Annotated in this window: 13 protein-coding genes; 5 read left to right on the plus strand and 8 right to left on the minus strand. The window is 73.1% G+C overall.

Annotated features, from left to right (window positions below; translation table 11 throughout):
• Window position 1: 1 nt before the first annotated feature.
• A complete protein-coding gene (locus QBL21_RS31265) occupies window positions 2-2,962 on the minus strand; it encodes an FAD-binding and (Fe-S)-binding domain-containing protein (RefSeq protein WP_407565586.1) in 2,961 nt (986 codons plus the stop codon).
• Window positions 2,963-3,127: 165 nt separating this feature from the next.
• Here QBL21_RS31265 and QBL21_RS31270 point away from each other — a divergent pair, with 165 nt between their 5' ends.
• Window positions 3,128-4,489, plus strand: a complete 1,362-nt coding sequence (locus QBL21_RS31270; RefSeq protein WP_407565587.1) for an endo-1,4-beta-xylanase — start codon at window positions 3,128-3,130, stop codon at window positions 4,487-4,489.
• A gap of 133 nt (window positions 4,490-4,622) precedes the next feature.
• On the plus strand, window positions 4,623-5,741 hold the full coding sequence (gene serC / locus QBL21_RS31275; RefSeq protein WP_407565588.1) for a phosphoserine transaminase: 1,119 nt from the start codon (window positions 4,623-4,625) through the stop codon (window positions 5,739-5,741).
• A 78-nt stretch (window positions 5,742-5,819) separates the two neighbouring features.
• Here the strand turns inward: serC and QBL21_RS31280 are convergent, their stop codons facing one another.
• Both QBL21_RS31280 and QBL21_RS31285 read right to left on the minus strand, forming a co-directional pair.
• Window positions 5,820-6,680, minus strand: coding sequence for an ABC transporter permease (locus QBL21_RS31280; protein ID WP_407565589.1), 861 nt, complete (start codon window positions 6,678-6,680; stop codon window positions 5,820-5,822).
• Window positions 6,677-7,771: an ATP-binding cassette domain-containing protein gene (locus QBL21_RS31285; RefSeq protein WP_407565590.1), complete on the minus strand. Its 1,095-nt coding sequence runs from the start codon at window positions 7,769-7,771 to the stop codon at window positions 6,677-6,679. The genes QBL21_RS31280 and QBL21_RS31285 overlap by 4 nt, the downstream gene beginning before the upstream one ends.
• An 85-nt stretch (window positions 7,772-7,856) precedes the next feature.
• Between QBL21_RS31285 and QBL21_RS31290 the strand changes: the two genes are divergently transcribed.
• Window positions 7,857-8,699 (plus strand): TetR/AcrR family transcriptional regulator, encoded by an 843-nt coding sequence (locus QBL21_RS31290; protein ID WP_407565591.1) that lies wholly within the window; start codon window positions 7,857-7,859, stop codon window positions 8,697-8,699.
• 228 nt (window positions 8,700-8,927) lie between these two features.
• Here the strand turns inward: QBL21_RS31290 and QBL21_RS31295 are convergent, their stop codons facing one another.
• The gene (locus QBL21_RS31295) at window positions 8,928-9,947 is read right to left on the minus strand and encodes a WD40 repeat domain-containing protein (protein WP_407565592.1); all 1,020 of its coding nucleotides are present in this window, start codon (window positions 9,945-9,947) and stop codon (window positions 8,928-8,930) included.
• A 120-nt stretch (window positions 9,948-10,067) separates the two neighbouring features.
• Between QBL21_RS31295 and QBL21_RS31300 the strand changes: the two genes are divergently transcribed.
• Entirely contained in the window at window positions 10,068-11,051 is a 984-nt protein-coding gene (locus tag QBL21_RS31300; RefSeq protein WP_407566626.1) for an aldo/keto reductase, read from the plus strand.
• A gap of 206 nt (window positions 11,052-11,257) precedes the next feature.
• On the opposite strand, the gene QBL21_RS31305 is transcribed toward QBL21_RS31300, so the two are convergent.
• The 3 genes from QBL21_RS31305 to QBL21_RS31315 all read right to left on the minus strand — a co-directional run bounded on the left by QBL21_RS31305 (window position 11,258) and on the right by QBL21_RS31315 (window position 14,748).
• Window positions 11,258-11,920, minus strand: coding sequence for a 2'-5' RNA ligase family protein (locus QBL21_RS31305; protein WP_407565593.1), 663 nt, complete (start codon window positions 11,918-11,920; stop codon window positions 11,258-11,260).
• Window positions 11,921-11,996: 76 nt separating this feature from the next.
• Window positions 11,997-14,471, minus strand: coding sequence for a cation-translocating P-type ATPase (locus tag QBL21_RS31310; protein WP_407565594.1), 2,475 nt, complete (start codon window positions 14,469-14,471; stop codon window positions 11,997-11,999).
• Between the two features lie 10 nt (window positions 14,472-14,481).
• Window positions 14,482-14,748 carry a DUF2530 domain-containing protein gene (locus QBL21_RS31315; RefSeq protein ID WP_407565595.1) on the minus strand — a complete coding sequence of 89 codons (267 nt, stop codon included), beginning with the start codon at window positions 14,746-14,748 and terminating at the stop codon, window positions 14,482-14,484.
• 81 nt (window positions 14,749-14,829) lie between these two features.
• Here QBL21_RS31315 and QBL21_RS31320 point away from each other — a divergent pair, with 81 nt between their 5' ends.
• Window positions 14,830-16,311 (plus strand): NCS2 family permease, encoded by a 1,482-nt coding sequence (locus QBL21_RS31320; protein WP_407565596.1) that lies wholly within the window; start codon window positions 14,830-14,832, stop codon window positions 16,309-16,311.
• On the opposite strand, the gene QBL21_RS31325 is transcribed toward QBL21_RS31320, so the two are convergent.
• Window positions 16,304-16,828, minus strand: coding sequence for a flavoprotein (locus tag QBL21_RS31325; RefSeq protein ID WP_407566627.1), 525 nt, complete (start codon window positions 16,826-16,828; stop codon window positions 16,304-16,306). The genes QBL21_RS31320 and QBL21_RS31325 overlap by 8 nt on opposite strands.
• Between the last annotated feature and the right edge of the window lie 38 nt (window positions 16,829-16,866).

The raw sequence follows: 16,866 nt of genomic DNA on the forward strand, positions 1-16,866 counted from the left end.
ATCACCCCTCCTCCGGCAGGCCCTCCGCCAGGAGTTCGGCCAGGTGGCGCGCGCGGATGCCGGCGAGCTGGTCGAGTTGGGTGCGGCAGGAGTAGCCGTCCGCCACGACCGCGGCGTTGTCCGGTGCGCTGCGTACCGCCGGGAGGAGCTGGTCCTCGGCGCAGGCCGCGGAGACCTCGTAGTGGCCGCGTTCGAAGCCGAAGTTGCCCGCCAGGCCGCAGCAGCCGGCGGCGAGCTGCCCCTCCAGGCCGGCCTTCGCCATCAGGCGGCGTTCCGCGGCGTCGCCGAGGATCGCGTGCTGGTGGCAGTGCGTCTGGCCGGTGACCGGGCGGTCGAGGCGGGGCGGTGTCCACTCGGGGGCCTCGGTTTCGAGGGCTTCGGCGAGGGTGCGGACGCGGGCGGCGAGGCGGGGGGCGCGTTCGTCGTCGGGCAGGAGTTCCACGAGGTCGGTCTTGAGCGCGGCGGCGCAGGGCGGTTCGAGTACGACGAGGGGCGGGCCCGTGTCACCGCGGCCCGCGCTCCCGCCCGCCGGCTCCAGCGCGTCAAGCGTGCGCCGCATCACCTGGCGGGCCTGGTCGAGCTGGCCCGTGGAGACGTACGTCAGCCCGCAGCACACCTTTCCCGCCTCCCGCGGCAGGCCCACCCGCAGCCCGGCCGCCCGCAGGACGCGTACCGCCGCGGCACCCGCCTCCGGCGACAGGTAGTTCGTGAACGTGTCCGGCCACAGCAGCACGTCCGGATCCGCGTCGGGGCCCCCGCCCCGCGACCGTGCCAGCGACCGCGTCAGCGGCACCCGCGCGATCCGCGGGATGGCCCGCTCCCCCGCGAGGCCCGCCAGCCGCTTCGCCACCGCCGCCAGCGGCCGCACCCCCGCCAGCGCGTTCGCCGCCGGCGCCGCGCGCAGCGCCGCCGTCAGCCGCAGCCACTGCGGCAGCCGCCCCATCGCGTAGTGCGCCATCGGCCGCCGCCGCCCGGCGTAGTGGTGGTGCAGGAACTCGGCCTTGTACGTGGCCATGTCGACGTCCACCGGGCAGTCGCTGCGGCACCCCTTGCACGACAGGCACAGGTCGAGCGCCTCGCGCACCTCCTCCGAGCGCCACCCGTCGGTGATGACCTCCCCGGCCAGCATCTCGTGCAGCAGCCGCGCCCGCCCGCGGGTGGAGTGCCGCTCCTCGCCCGTGGCCCGGAACGACGGGCACATCAGGCCCGGGCTCCCCGCCGGGTTGCGGCACTTGGCGACCCCGACGCAGCGGCGCACCGCCGCCGCGAAGTCGCCGCCGTCCGGCCCGTCGTGCGGATAGCCGAACGCCACCGGCACCGGCCCGCGGGGCAGCGGCGCGAAGCGCAGGTCGGCGTCGAGCGGCGCGGGCCGGGCGATCACGCCGGGGTTGAGGGCACCGTCGGGGTCCCAGAGGTCCTTGAAGCCGCCAAAGAGGCCGACGAGTTCGTCCCCGTACATCGCCGGCAGCAGCTCGGAGCGCGCCCGACCGTCGCCGTGCTCGCCGGACAGCGAGCCGCCGTGGGCGACGACGAGGTCCGCCAGCTCCCCCGAGAACTCCCGGAAGCGGCCCACGCCGGGGGCGGTCAGCAGGTCGAAGTCGATGCGCACGTGGATGCAGCCGTCGCCGAAGTGCCCGTACGGCAGCCCGCGCAGCCCGTGCGCGGCGAGCAGCGCGCGGAAGTCGCGCAGGTACGCGCCGAGCCGCGCGGGCGGCACCGCGCAGTCCTCCCAGCCGGGCCACGCCTCGCTGCCGTCGGGCATGCGGGTGGCGGTGCCGGAGGCGTCCTCGCGGATACGCCACAGGGTGCGCTGCGCGGCGGGGTCGGTGACGACGGTGTGGTCGACGGCGTCGGCGGCGCGGCACACCTCGTCGGCGCTGGCCCGCGCGGCGGCAGGGGTCTCGCCGCCGGTCTCCACGAACAGCCAGGCGCCGCCGCGGGGCAGCGCGTGGGCGTGCGGCACGAGGTCGGCGGCCATGCCCTCGACGGTCAGCGGGTGCAGCGGCAGCAGCCCGGGGGCGGTCTCGGCGGCGGCGGACTCGTCGGCGTAGCCGAGGACGGCGAGGGCGCGGGCGGGGGGCGCCTCGACGAGGCGGACGGTGGCCCCGGTGAGGACGGCGAGGGTGCCCTCGCTGCCGGTGAAGGCGCGGGCGAGGTCGCCGCCGCGCTCGGGCAGGAGGGCGTCGAGGGCGTAGCCGGAGATGCGGCGGGGGAGGTCGGGCCAGCCGGTGAGTTCGCCGGGGTACGCACCGGGGCCGCCGCCTCCGTCCCGTACCGCGTCCGGGGACCCGGTGCCGCGCCCGCCCGTACGCAGCGTCGCCAGGTGCTCCGCGACGAACTCGCGCAGCCCCGGCAGCACTCCCGGGTCCCGCTCCAGCCGCAGCGCCCGCCCGCGGTACGTCACCACGTCCAGCGCCCGTACGTTGTCGGCCGTCGTGCCCCAGGCGACGCTGTGCGGGCCGCAGGCGTTGTTGCCGACCATCCCGCCGACGGTGCACCGGCTGTGCGTGGACGGATCGGGGCCGAACGTCAGCCCGTGCGCCGCCGCCGCGCTCCGCAGCCGGTCGAGCACGAGCCCCGGCTGCACGACGGCGGTGCGCGTCCCGGGGTCGAGGTCGACCAGCCGGTTCAGGTGCCGGGTGAAGTCGAGGACGACGCCGGCGCCGACGGCGTTGCCCGCGATGGACGTACCGCCGCCGCGGGCGACGACGGGCGCACCGTACTCGCGGCACACGGCCAGCGCGGCGGCGACGTCGTCGGCGTCGCGCGGGGCGACGACGCCGAGGGGGACGCCGCGGTAGTTGGAGGCGTCCATGGTGACCAGGGCCCGGTCCCGGGTCCCGAACCCCACCTCGCCGCGGACGGCGGCCCGCAGCCGCCGCTCCAGCGCGACGACGTCGACGTCGGCGTCCGCTCCCACGCCCGTACCCGCACCCGCACCCGCACTCGTCTGAGCATCCATGGCCCCAGCGTGCCGGACACCCCCGCCCTGTCGCGCGTATTGACGTGCCCCACTCCCGCCTCTACCGTCCGACCTCAGAAAGATTCGAAACTCGTCCCGAATGTTTCGATCCGGCGCCATCACTCCACCACCGCCCGCGCCCGTCCGCGGGGGAAGAAGGGGAACATGCGAAGACTCCGCAGCAGGCCCAGGGCCCTGCTCGCCGCGCTCGCCGGCGCCCTCTGCCTGTCCGGCCTCGGCACCGCCACCCCCGCGCACGCCGCCGACTCGCTGAACCACCTCGCCCAGGCGCACGGCAAGTTCATCGGCTCCGCCGCCGCCACGGCGCACTTCTCCGACACCCAGTACACCGGGATCCTCGGCAGCGAGTTCGGCCAGATCACGGCCGAGAACGAGATGAAGTGGGACACCGTCCAGCCGTCCCGCGGCCAGTTCAACTACGGTCCCGGCGACCGGATCGTCGACTTCGCCCAGCAGAACGGCCAGTCGGTCCGCGGCCACACCCTCGTCTGGCACAACCAGCTCCCCGGCTGGGTCTCCGGCCTGCCGAGCGGCGAGGTGCGTACGGCGATGGAGAACCACGTCACGCAGGTCGCCGGACGGTACGCGGGCGACATCTACGCCTGGGACGTGGTCAACGAGCCGTTCAACGAGGACGGCACGTTCCGTACGAGCCCCTTCTACAACGCCATGGGCAAGGACTTCGTCGCGCACGCGCTGCGCGCCGCCAAGGCGGCGGACCCGAACGCCAAGCTCTGCATCAACGACTACAACATCGAGGGCGTCAACGCGAAGAGCACCGCGATGTACAACCTCGTACGCGACCTGAAGGCACAGGGCGTACCGATCGACTGCGTCGGCATCCAGGGCCACCTGGCCATCCAGTACGGCTTCCCCAGCGACCTGCGGCAGAACATGCAGCGCTTCGCGGACCTCGGCGTCGACGTGGCCATCACGGAGCTGGACGTACGGATGCAGTTGCCGGCCAGCGCCCAGAAGGAAGCCACCCAGTCGCAGTACTACGCGAACGTCATCGACGCCTGCCTGGCCGTCACCCGCTGCGTCGGCGTCACGGTGTGGGGCTTCCCGGACAAGTACTCCTGGGTGCCGGGCGTCTTCGACGGCGAGGGCTCGGCGACCCTGTGGAACGACAGCTACCAGCCGAAGGCGGCGTACGGCGCGGTGGTCGAAGCCCTGGGCGGCGACCCGGGGCCGGGACCGGGCCCGGGTGACGGGTGCAGCGCGAGCTACGCCGTGCCCAACGAGTGGAACGGCGGCTTCACCGCGGCGGTGACGGTGAGCTGCGACGGCGACTCGCTGACCGGCTGGTCGGTCTCCTGGGACTACGCGGCCGGCCAGCGCGTCACCAACGCCTGGAACGCGTCGTGCCAGCAGTCCGGGGCGAGGGTGACCTGCACCAACGCCGCGTACAACGGCAACGTCCCGGACGGCGGCTCGGTCACCTTCGGCTTCAACGGCACCTGGGCGAGCAGCAACCCGACCCCCGCCACCCTGACCCTGGGCTGACACCTTCGGCACCGCCGGCACCGCCGGCGTCCGGGCGGCTTCGCGGCGGGACCCCGTCCACCCTCTGGGGCTTCGTGTCTCAGAGCGTGGACGGGGTCATCGTCGCGCCCCGGTCGCGCCGTAGGCTGCGACCGTGGCTGAGATCGAGATTCCCGCTGACATCAAGCCCGCCGACGGACGCTTCGGGTCGGGCCCGTCCAAGGTGCGCACCGAGGCACTCGAAGCCCTGGCCGCCACCGGCTCCTCCCTCCTCGGTACGTCCCACCGGCAGGCTCCCGTGCGGAACCTCGTCGGCCGGGTGCGTGACGGCGTGCGCGACCTGTTCTCGCTGCCCGAGGGGTACGAGGTGGTCCTCGGCAACGGCGGGGCCACCGCGTTCTGGGACGTCGCCACCCACGGGCTGATCGAGCGCAAGTCGCAGCACCTGTCCTTCGGCGAGTTCTCCTCGAAGTTCGCCAAGGCCGCCAAGCTCGCCCCGTGGCTGGACGAGCCGACCGTCGTCGCGTCCGAGCCCGGCACGCACCCCGAGGCGCAGGCCGAGGCCGGCGTCGACGTGTACGCGCTCACGCACAACGAGACCTCCACCGGCGTCGCCATGCCGCTGCGCCGGGTCGCCGGGGCCGACGACGGGGCGCTCGTGCTCGTCGACGCGACGTCCGGGGCCGGCGGGCTGCCGGTGGACGTGGCCGAGACGGACGTCTACTACTTCGCGCCGCAGAAGTCCTTCGCCTCCGACGGCGGGCTGTGGATCGCCGCGTTCTCGCCGGCCGCGCTGGAGCGCGCCGCGCGCGTGCACGCCTCCGGGCGGCACGTACCCGAGTTCTTCTCGCTGCCCACCGCGATCGACAACTCGCTCAAGAACCAGACGTACAACACCCCCGCCCTCACCACCCTCTTCCTCCTCGCCGACCAGCTCGACTGGATCAACGGGCAGGGCGGTCTCGACTGGGCGGTACGGCGCACCGCCACCTCCGCCCGCACGCTCTACAACTGGGCCGAGGAGGCGAAGGCCACCACGCCGTTCGTCGCCGACCCGGCGCAGCGTTCGCAGGTCGTCGGCACGATCGACTTCGCCGACGACGTGGACGCCGCCGCCGTCGCCAAGACGCTGCGCGCCAACGGCATCGTGGACACCGAGCCGTACCGCAAGCTCGGCCGCAACCAGCTCCGCGTCGCGATGTACCCCGCCGTCGACCCCGCCGACGTCGAGGCCCTGACCCGCTGCATCGACTACGTCGTCGAGCGGATCTGACACCGGTCGTACGGAACGGGCCCCGCGGCAGTGCCGCGGGGCCCGTTCCGTAGGCGTGCGTCCGGACCGTGGGTTCGGTCAGTGCGACAGGCGCTGGTACTTCCGCACCGCCAGCGGGAGGAACACCGCCGTGATCACCACCGGCCACACCAGCGCCATCAGCATCGCGTGCTGCTCGATCCACGAGTCGCCCAGCCGGCCCGGGTTGCCGAACAGCTCCCGTACCGCGTTGGCCGTGGACGACACCGGGTTCCACATCGCGATCGCGCCCAGCCAGCCCGGCATGTCCGCGGGCGACGCGAAGACGCTGGAGACCATGCCGAACGGGAACGCGACCGCGAAGAGGTTGCCCGCCGCCTCCTGGTTGGGCGTCAGCAGGCCGAGCACCACCCCGACCCAGATCAGCGCGAAGCGCAGCCACAGCAGCAGGGCGAAGGCCGCCACGGTCTCCAGCGCCGTGCCGTCCGAGCGCCAGCCGATGACCAGCGCGATCGCCGCCATCACCGCCAGGTCCAGCGAGGCGCCGATGAGGTCGGACACGCCCCGGCCGCTGACGACGGCGGAGGGGGACATCGGCATGGAGCGGAACCGGTCGGTGATGCCGTGTTCCTTGTCGATGGCGATCAGCATGGCGGTGTTCATGAACCCGAAGGCCATGGTCATCGCGAACATGCCGGGCATCGCGTACGACTTGTAGGCGTCCGCGCCGCCCTCCATCGCGCTGCCGAAGACGTAGACGAACAGCAGCACGGAGACGACGGGGAAGCCGAGCTGCCAGGCGATGTTCGACGGCTGCCGGCGGTAGTGCAGCAGACCACGGCGCACGACGGTCCAGCAGTCGGCGAACGCCCACTTCAGCGCCCCGCCGGGGGCCTGCTCGCGGGCGGGGGGCCGGTGCTGCCGCCGCTCTCCCGCCGCGGTGTCGGTGACGGTGCTCATGCGACGCCGGCCTCCTCTTTCCTGCCGCTCTTCCCGGCCTTGCCTGCCTTGCCTGCCTTGCCTGCCTTGCCGCTCTTCCCGGCCTTGCCGCTCTTCCCTGCCTTGCCGGTCTGCTCGCTCTCCTCCTGCGCCTCCGTCTCGGCCGCGGTGTGGCCCGTCAGGCTCAGGAACACGTCGTCGAGCGTGGGCCGCCGCAGCGCGATGTCGTCCACCACGACCCCCTCGTCCTGAAGCGTGCGCGCCACGTCCGTCAGCGCCGCGACGCGGTCGGCGACCGCGCCGTGCACCCGCAGCTCCTCCCGGTCGATGGCCGGGTCGGCGGTCGAGACCCGGGCGACGGCCTTCACCGCGTCCGGGATCTCCTCCGCCGAGCCGACGACGACCTCGATACGGTCGCCGCCGACCGTGTTCTTGAGCGCGGCCGGGGTGTCGTCCGCGATCGTCCGGCCGCCGTCGATGACGGCGATGCGGTCGGCGAGCTTGTCGGCCTCGTCCAGGTACTGCGTCGTCAGCAGCACCGTCGTACCGTCGGCCACCAGGCCCCGTACCGCCTCCCAGACCTCGCCGCGACCGCGCGGGTCGAGGCCGGTCGTCGGCTCGTCCATGAACAGCACGTCCGGCGCGAGGATCATGCTCGACGCCAGGTCGAGGCGGCGCCGCATGCCGCCGCTGTACTCCTTCGCGCCCTTGTCTGCGGCCTCGGTCAGCCCGAACTGCTCCAGCAGCTCCGCCGCGCGCTCGCGGGCGCGCCGCGAGCCGAGGTGGAACAGCCGGGCGAACATCTCCAGGTTCTGCCGGCCGGTCAGCACCTCGTCCACGGCCGCGTACTGCCCGGCGAGGCCGATCCGCCGGCGCACCATGACCGGTTCCTTCATCACGTCGTGCCCGCCGACCCGGGCCTGTCCGCCGTCGAGGCGGATGAGGGTGGACAGGATCCGCACCGCCGTGGTCTTGCCGGCGCCGTTGGGGCCGAGCAGGCCGTAGACCGTGCCGTACGGCACGGTCAGGTCGAAACCGTCGAGGGCCCGCTTCTCTCCGTAGCGCTTCTGCACGCCGTCCGCCACGACGGCGTCGGCCGAGCTTGCCTTCACGCTCATCCTCCCCTATCTGAGTACGCCGTACTCATTTACGCATACGGTGTACGCAGATGGCAAGTCCGCAGCTAGACTCGTCTTCATGGCGGCAACGGAACACAGCGGCAGCGGCGACCTCAGCCGCAGCATGGCCCTGCTCTGGGGCGTCGACGAGCGCGGCAAGCGCGGTCCGAAGCCCGGGATCTCGGTGGCGCGGATCGTCGACACGGCCATCCGCATCGCGGACGCCGAAGGGCTGGAGGCGGTCTCGATGCGCAAGATCGCCGGGTGCCTGGGCGTGGGCACCATGTCGCTGTACCGGCACGTGCCCGGCAAGGCCGAACTGCTCGACCTGATGCTCGACGGCGTCGGCTCGGTCGAGCCGGAGGAGATCGAGAGCTTCCGCAGCCGGCCGACCTGGCGGGACCGGCTACGGACCCTGGCCCACTCGCTGTGGGAGCACTACCTGGAGCACCCCTGGCTGCTCCACGTCGACCAGGGCCGGCCCGTGCTCGGCCCCAACGGGCTCGACTCGTTCGAGCTCGCCCTCAGCGGCTTCGACGGGCTGCTCCTCACCGACCAGGAGAAGGTCGGCTTCATCACCTCGATCAACTCCACCGCCGCCGGCCTCGCCCGGGCACACGTCAACGCCAAGGAGGCGGAGGCGCGGACCGGGATCAGCGACCAGGAGTTCTGGGAAGCGCAGTCGCCGGCGCTGGAGTCGGCGCTGTCGTCCGGGCGCTACCCGAGGATCGCCAAGCTGGCCGACGACTCCTTCTCCGCGCTGGACGAGGAGACGTTCATGTTCGCGATGGACCGGCTGCTCGACGGCCTGGAGGCGCTGCTCGACCACCGCCGCAGGACGGACTGGACACCGCCGCCGGTCGGGGCGGGGGTCTTCGACTGGGTGGACGGCCAGGACTGCCGGGCGGAGGGGACGCCCTGAGGGGACCGCGTCCACACACGTCTGCCGCCCCCGCACGCCGTACGTCGGCCGCATGTCCGCTGCACGTCCGCCGCACGTCGGCACGCGTCCCCCGCACGTCCGCGTGCACCCCCCGCACGTCCCCCACGCACCCGCCCAAGGGTAGGCCGCCCCACCGACAAGCGAGTCTCGTACGACCGCCCGGGGCACCCGCGCAGCACGCCCCCGCCCGTGCGGCGGCGCCGCCTCTCAGCGCTGGCGCGGGCGTCGCGCGAGCGCGCGGCACAGCAGCAGCACCGCGCCGATGCCCCCGCCCACCAGCAGCACCGTCGTCACCGGGTTGCGGTCGCCGTCGCCGTCGCTCGCGCCGTCCCCGGAGCCGCCCCCCGACCCGTCGCCGTCCCCGTCCCCGTCGCCGTCCGACGACGAGTCGCCGCCCCCCTCGACCTCCCGCCAGACCAGGTCGCTCTGCTCGCCCTCACTGCCGAAGACGATCGCCGACCCGTCCGCCGTGTACGTCATCGACTCGCCCTGCGACTGGAGCGGCGCGTCCAGCCGCCCGGCCTCCTCCGGCCTGCCCTTCTCGAACCGGTACATCCGCCCGCCGACGTAGCTGCGCAGCGCCATCCGCGTACCGTCCGGCGAGAACGCCCCGTCCGTCACCCACAGGTTGATCGGCGCGACCCTGCGGAAGACGTTCATCGACCCGGTCGACAGCTCCTCGGGGCCCGCGTACAGCGCCGCGCCCCCGTCCTCCTTCTTGCTCGCGATGTACACCCGCCCCGTCTTCGGGTGCACCATCATCGCCTCCGCGTCCCGCGCCCCGTCCTCGTACTGCACCTCGTACTGGACGGCGTCCACGGTCGCGTCCCGGAGCTGCTTCGGCTCGGGGAAGCGGTAGATCCACACGTACGACCAGGAGCCGCCCATGTTGTCGCCGATGTCGCCGACGTAGAGCTGGTTGTCGGGGCCGAGCGAGATCGCCTCGACGTCGCGCGGCTCCCCTATGCCGCGCAGCGTGACCGTGGCCAGCGTCTCGCCGGTCTTGCCGTCGACGGCGTAGACGTACGGGCCGTCCTCGGAGTCGTTGTGCGTCCAGTACACGTCCTCGTGCTGCCGGCTGGCGGCCAGGCCGCTGGACTCGGTGATCCGGGGGTCGGTGAGGATGACGTCGTCCTGCGCCGCGGCGGGCGGGGCGTACGCGGCGGAGGTCGCCACCGCCGCCGCGGTGAGCAGGGCGGCGGCGGTCGGCAGACGGTGGGCGCGCATGGCGCCAAGCCTCCCATGCGTCCGCGCCGGCACGCGGCCCGCACGGGGTTTGCGAGGCGCGTACAAAGGGCGTGCGATGCGCTTGCTTCGAGCGCGCTCGAAGGAGTTGGCTTGATCTCCATGAGGTATACGCAGTTGGGACGTACGGGACTCAAGGTCAGCCGGCTCGTGCTCGGTACCATGAACTTCGGGCCGCACGCCGACGAGGCCGAGAGCCACGCCATCATGGACGCCGCCCTCGACGCCGGCATCAACTTCTTCGACACCGCCAACGTCTACGGCTGGGGCGAGAACAAGGGCCGTACCGAGAAGATCCTCGGCACCTGGCTGGCGCAGGGCGGCGGGCGGCGCGACAAGGTCGTGCTCGCCACCAAGGTCTACGGCTCGATGAGCGCGGACCGCGACACCACCTGGCCCAACCACGACCGGCTCTCGGCCCTCAACATCCGCCGCGCGGTCGACGCCAGCCTCAAGCGGCTCCAGACCGACCACATCGACCTCTACCAGTTCCACCACGTCGACCGGCACACGCCGTGGGACGAGATCTGGCAGGCCGTCGACGTCCTCGTCCAGCAGGGCAAGATCCTCTACGCCGGCTCCTCCAACCACGCCGGCTGGCACATCGCGCAGGCCAACGAGGCGGCGCGGCGCCGCAACTCGCTGGGCCTGGTGAGCGAGCAGTGCCTCTACAACCTGCACGAGCGGCGCGCCGAGATGGAGGTCATCCCGGCCGCCGAGAGCTACGGCCTCGGCGTCATCCCGTGGTCCCCGCTCGGCGGCGGGCTGCTGGGCGGCGCGCTGCGCAAGGAGCGCGAGGGCGGCGGCGCGCGGTCGGCGGGAGCGCTGTCGAGCGCCGCGGTGCGCGCGAAGGTGCAGGCGTACGAGGACCTGATCGCCGAGCACGGCCTGGACCCGGCGGAAGTGGCCCTGGCATGGCTGCTGACCCGCCCGGGCGTCACGGGCCCGATCGTCGGCCCGCGCACCATGGAACAGCTCACGTCGGCGCTGCCGGCGCTGGACCTGACGCTGTCGGACGAGCTGCTGGCGTCGCTCGACGAGGTCTTCCCGGGGCCGGGGCCGTCACCGGAGGCGTTCGCCTGGTGATCGGGGCGTAGACCGGCCCGAGGGCCCGTAGACCGGCCCGGGGGCCGGGGCACTCAGCCGCCGAAGGCGGCGGCGATGGCGACGACGGCGAAGATCAGCACGAGCGTGGCGCTGACGACGCGGATGCGGGTCTTGGCGTTCACACACACGAGCTTACGGGCCCGCCACCCCACCCGGGGCGGCGGGCCCGCAGGCGTCGCCGGGCGCTACGGCCCGCCGCGGCCCAGGGGCCAGGTGGAGAGGGGTTCGTAGTGGGGTTGGGCGCCCGGGTGGTTGGGGAGTGGGGGGTGGCTGCGGATGAGGGTGAGGGTGGCGATCTCGCGCCGGGGGGTGGTGAAGTCGCGTAGGGCGTACGTGAACGGGGTCAGGTCCGTGCCGCCGCCGTGGCGCTGGCGGGCCAGCGTCAGGTGCGGGCGGTAGCGGCGTTCCGGGGCCTGCCGGCCGCCCTGTCCGCCGCGGTGTTCCGCGGTCCGCCCTCCGGCGCCGCCGGCGCCCCCGGCGTGCCCCGGTGCCGGCTCCGGTACCCCCGCCGTGCGGCGGCCCGCCGCCGCCGCGCCCGCCGCGAGGCGGCCCAGTTCCTCGACGTCGCCGGCCGCCCCCGTCCACAGCACGGTGTCGGAGAACCGCCCGCCGCCGGCCAGCCCCAGCGCGACCGGCGCCCGGCGCCGCGCCGCCCGCGCCAGCCGCTCGCCCAGCTCCGCGACGGACCCGGCCGGCACCTCCCCGTAGAAAGCCACCGTGACGTGCCACCCCTCGGGCCGCGCCCAGCGCAGCCCGGCGGCGCCGGGCAGCGCCCGCAGCCGCGCCACCGCCGCCGTCAGCTCCGCCAGCGTCTCCGCCGGCGGGATCACGGCGGCGAACAGCCTCACCGGTGCACCCTCACCCGTACCGCCTCAGCCTCTCCCGTACCGCCTCGGCCGCAGCCCCGGCCTCACCCCTGCCACCTCAGTCCGGGAACCGCCGCGTCACCCACCGCCACGCGAACTCCAGCAGCACCGACGCCGCCACCGCGATCCCCACCGCCGTCCACGGCATCTCCGTACCCACCAGCTTCAGCGCGAAGAAGTCCTGGAGCCACGGCGTCACCAGCACGATCACGAACCCCAGCGCCATCGTCGCGACCAGCCCGACCCGCCACCACGTGTACGGCCGGGCGATGATCACCAGCACCCACATCGCGATCAGGAACAGCGTCAGCGTCGCCGCCGACGTCTCCGCGTCCAGCGCCCCGTCCCCGGTGTAGTGCCGCCGCGCCAGCATGTACGTCAGGAACGTCGCCGCCCCCGCGATCAGCCCCGCCGGGATCGCGTACCGCATCACCCGGCGCACGAAGTTCGGCCGCGCCCGCTCCTTGTTCGGCGCCAGCGCGAGGAAGAACGCCGGCACGCCGATCGTCAGCGTCGACAGCAGCGTCAGATGCCGCGGCAGGAAGGGGTACGGGACCTGTGTGGCGACGACGAGCAGCGCCAGCAGCACCGAGTAGACCGTCTTGACCAGGAAAAGGTTCGCGACCCGCTCGATGTTGCCGATGACCCGGCGGCCCTCGGCGACCACCGAGGGCAGCGTGGAGAAGCTGTTGTTCAGCAGCACGATCTGCGCGACGGCCTTCGACGCCTCCGAGCCCGAGCCCATGGACACGCCGATGTCCGCGTCCTTCAGCGCCAGCACGTCGTTGACGCCGTCGCCCGTCATCGCCACGTCGTGTCCGCGGGACTTCAGCGCGGCGACCATGTCCCGCTTCTGCTGCGGGTTGACGCGGCCGAAGACCGCGTTGTCGTCGAGGACGGCGGCCATCTCGTCGCGGTCCGCCGGCAGCGTGCGCGCGTCGACCGTACGGTCCGCGCCCGCCATGTCCAGCTTCGCCGCGACGGCGCCCACGGACACCGCGTTGTCGCCGGAGATGATCTTCGTCTCGACCTGCTCCTCCGCGAAGTAGCGGAGGGTGTCGGCGGCGTCCGGGCGCAGCCGCTGCTCCAGGACGACCAGCGCGGTCGGCTCGACGCCGCGCGCCACGTCCGGGTCGTCCAGCTCCCGTACGGCGCGGGCGAGGAGCAGCACACGCAGGCCCTGCGCGTTCAGGTCGTCGATCTCGGCGAGCGAGGCGTCGCCGGCGGGCAGCAGCACGTCGGGGGCGCCCAGCAGCCACGTACCGCCACCGCCGCCGTCCCCACCGCCCGTGTCGCTGAACGCCGCCCCGCTGTACTTGCGCGCCGACGAGAACGGCAGCGAGTCCGTGCAGCGCAGCTCCTCGCTGTCCGGGTACGCCTCGATGATGGCCTGGAGGCTGGCGTTCGGCCGCGGGTCGGACGAGCCGAGCGCGCCCAGCACCCGCCGTACGTCCGCCTCCGCCGCCCCGCCCAGCGGGCGCAGCCCGGTGACGTCCATGCCGCCCTCGGTGAGGGTGCCGGTCTTGTCGAGGCAGACGACATCGACCCGCGCAAGGCCCTCGATCGCGGGCAGCTCCTGGACGAGGCACTGCTTGCGGCCGAGCCGGATGACCCCTATCGCGAACGCGACCGAGGTGAGCAGCACCAGCCCCTCGGGCACCATCGGCACGATGCCGCCGACCATGCGGCGGATGGCGTCCTGCGGGTTCTCGTTCTCGACCACGAGCTGGCTGATGACCAGGCCGATGGCGGCCGGGATCATCATGTACGTCACGTACTTGAGGATCTCGCTGATGCCGCTGCGCAGCTCGGAGTGGACGAGCGTGAAGCGCGACGCCTCCTCCGCCAACTGCACGGCGTACGCCTCGCGCCCCACCTTCGTCGCCGTGAACGCGCCGCCGCCGGCGACGACGAAGCTGCCGGAGAGCACCTTGTCGCCGGGCTGCTTGACGACGGGGTCGGCCTCGCCGGTGAGCAGGGACTCGTCGATCTCCAGGCTGTCGGACTCCAGCACCTCGCCGTCGACCACGACCTTGTCGCCGGGGCCCAGCTCGACGAGGTCGCCGAGGACGATCTCGGCGGTGGGGATCTCCAGGGTCCGCCCGTCGCGGCGCACCTGGGGTCTGGCCTCGCCGATGACGGCGAGGCTGTCGAGGGTCTTCTTGGCGCGCAGCTCCTGGATGATGCCGATGCCGGTGTTCGCGAGGATCACGAAGCCGAAGAGGCTGTCCTGGATGGGCGCGACGGCCAGCATGATGACCCACAGGACGCCGATGATGGCGTTGAAGCGGGTGAAGACGTTGGCGCGGACGATGTCGGAGGTGGAGCGGGAGGAGCGTACGGGAACGTCGTTGACCTCGCCGCGGGCGACGCGCTCGGCGACCTCGGCGGCGGTGAGCCCGTCGTGGCGACGCGCAACGTCAGCCGCCCCCGCCCCTTTTACCCCGCCGGACCCGCCCGCGTCCCCACCCGGCCCGCCTCCCGGCTCCTGCCCCTCGCCGCCGTCGGAGGCTGTCTCGACCCGCTGCGTCATGCGTACGACGTTACGTGTTCGCCCCGGCGCCTGCGCGCCCGCCCCGGGCAAGTGCGGCCTCGCGGCGGCGTACGTACCACATGCCGACGACACCGAGGCCCGCGCCCGCGAGGCAGGTCCACAGCCACCACACGCGGTCGTGGTCGTCCAGCCAGCCGAGGAACGGCAACTGGACCAGGAAGAGGACGAGCCACAGCACGGTGCCCCCGACGGTCACCGCCATGATGTCGCCCTCGAACGGCTCCGGCGCCGGATGCCTGTACGCCTTCTTGCCCATGTCACCAGGGTACGGGCCCTCTCGCCGCCGCATACTGAGTGGGCGCCGAAGTTCGGCCGCCGTTCAGCACGAAGGTCACGCATGCCCCCCACCGCGAAGACCGGCAGCACGGACCCCGCCGACGGGCCCCCGCCCCCTCCCCCGTCCCCTTCTCCCTCACCCCTGGACGCCTACTTCCGCATCTCGCGGCGCGGCTCGTCCGTCACCCAGGAGCTGCGGGGCGGGCTGGCGACGTTCTTCGCCATGGCGTACATCATCGTGCTGAACCCGATCATCCTGGGTTCGGCGACGGACAAGTTCGGCCACAAGCTCGACCACGGCGAGCTGGTCACGGCCACGGTGCTGGTCGCCGCGGTGACCACGCTCCTCATGGGCGTCATCGGCAACGTCCCCGTCGCCTGCGCCGCGGGCCTCGGCATCAACGCCGTGGTGTCGCTCCAGCTCGCGCCGGAGATGTCGTGGGCGGACGCGATGGGGATGGTGGTGCTGGCCGGGCTGGTCATCATGCTGCTGGTGGCCACGGGGCTACGGGAGCGGGTGATGTCCGCGATCCCGGACGGCCTGCGCAAGGCCATCGCGATCGGCATCGGCCTGTTCATCGCCCTGGTCGGCCTGGTCGACGCGGGCTTCGTCACCCGCAACCCGGACTCCGCGCACACCACCGTCCCGCTCGGCCTGGGCACCGCGGGTCACCTGAAAGGGTGGCCGGTGCTGGTCTTCGTGGCGGGCCTGGGGCTGACCTTCGCCCTGCTGGCCCGGCGCTTCCGCGGCGCGATCCTCGTCAGCATCGTGACGATGACGCTGGTCGCGATGATCATCCACGCGACCGGCGACCTCCCGGAGGAGGCGTGGGGCCTGACCGCCCCCGTGGTCCCGGACAGCCTGGTCGAGGCCCCCGACTTCGGCCTGCTGGGCGAGGCGAGCCTCTTCGGCGGCTTCCGCGAGGCGGGGATCCTGACGGGCTGCCTCTTCGTCTTCACCGTGCTGCTGTCCGGCTTCTTCGACGCGATGGGCACGATCCTCGGCGTCACGGAGGAGGCCCGGCTCCTGGACGAACACGGCCGGCTCCCCGAGATGAACCGGGTCCTGATGGTCGACGGCGCCGCCGTCGCCCTCGGCGGCGCGGCCTCCGCCTCGGCGAGCACGGCCTTCGCGGAGTCCACGGCGGGCGTCGGCGAAGGGGCGCGTACGGGCCTGGCGAACGTCGTCACGGGGGCGCTGTTCCTGCTGGCCCTGGTCTTCACGCCGCTGGTGACGATCGTCCCGGCCCAGGCGGCGACGCCGGCGCTGGTGGTGGTCGGCTTCCTGATCCTGTCGGCGAACATCCGCAGCATCGACTGGTCCGACCCGACGATCGCGGCCCCGGCCTTCCTGACGATCACCCTGATGCCCTTCACGTACAGCATCACGGTCGGCATCGGCATGGGCTTCCTCGCCCACACCCTGCTCCGCGCGGCGGTGGGCCGCCCGGCGAGCGTCCGCCCGGCGCTGTGGGTGACGTCGGCGGTGTTCGTCGTCTACTTCGCCCTCGACCCCATCGAACGCTGGCTCGGCCTCACCTGACCCCGCCCCGCGCCGCCTGGGCAGCGTCGAGCACCAGTTCCCACGGATACGCCTCGGGCCGCCCCTCACCGGGCTCGTTCGGCACGAAGCCGCCGTCGCCGTAGGGAACCCGCACGCCCATGTCGCGCAGCGCGGCGACGCTGCGGTGGAACTGGCTGTGCCGGACGTAGGCCGCGTTCACGCACGGCATGGCGATCAGCGGGATGCCCTTGCCGATCCCTTCGGCAGCGAAGCCGACGACGAACTTCTCCGTGATCCCCAGGGCCCACTGGTTGAGCGTGTTGAACGTCGCAGGCGCGACGACCCCGACATCGGCGGGCGGCCACACGTCCGGCTCACCCGGCATCTTGTACGCGCTCCGCACGGGAAACCCGGTCATCTCCGCAAGCCGGTCGATGTCCCCCTCCAGCCACCGCGCAGCGGTGGGCGTCAACCCCAGGCACACGGTCCACCCGAGCGCCTGCGCCCGTTGGATGACACCTCCGACGTGCACCACGGGCGGAGCGGCACAGCCCATCAGATAGAGCACACCCTTGTCGACCACCCGCGCAGTCC

Origin of the sequence: Streptomyces sp. 184, from assembly GCF_045781775.1 — a bacterium.
Taxonomy (GTDB): Bacteria; Actinomycetota; Actinomycetes; order Streptomycetales; family Streptomycetaceae; genus Streptomyces.

Bases quoted from the DNA above. Each gene is read 5' to 3' on its own strand.
- QBL21_RS31270 (WP_407565587.1), top strand. From the start codon at position 3,128: ATGCGAAGACTCCGCAGCAGGCCCAGGGCCCTGCTCGCCGCGCTCGCC.
- QBL21_RS31320 (WP_407565596.1), top strand. From the start codon at position 14,830: ATGCCCCCCACCGCGAAGACCGGCAGCACGGACCCCGCCGACGGGCCC.
- QBL21_RS31315 (WP_407565595.1), bottom strand. From the start codon at position 14,748: ATGGGCAAGAAGGCGTACAGGCATCCGGCGCCGGAGCCGTTCGAGGGC.
- QBL21_RS31295 (WP_407565592.1), bottom strand. From the start codon at position 9,947: ATGCGCGCCCACCGTCTGCCGACCGCCGCCGCCCTGCTCACCGCGGCG.
- QBL21_RS31265 (WP_407565586.1), bottom strand. From the start codon at position 2,962: ATGGATGCTCAGACGAGTGCGGGTGCGGGTGCGGGTACGGGCGTGGGA.
- QBL21_RS31280 (WP_407565589.1), bottom strand. From the start codon at position 6,680: ATGAGCACCGTCACCGACACCGCGGCGGGAGAGCGGCGGCAGCACCGG.
- QBL21_RS31325 (WP_407566627.1), bottom strand. From the start codon at position 16,828: ATGGGCTGTGCCGCTCCGCCCGTGGTGCACGTCGGAGGTGTCATCCAA.
- QBL21_RS31310 (WP_407565594.1), bottom strand. From the start codon at position 14,471: ATGACGCAGCGGGTCGAGACAGCCTCCGACGGCGGCGAGGGGCAGGAG.
- QBL21_RS31290 (WP_407565591.1), top strand. From the start codon at position 7,857: ATGGCGGCAACGGAACACAGCGGCAGCGGCGACCTCAGCCGCAGCATG.
- QBL21_RS31300 (WP_407566626.1), top strand. From the start codon at position 10,068: ATGAGGTATACGCAGTTGGGACGTACGGGACTCAAGGTCAGCCGGCTC.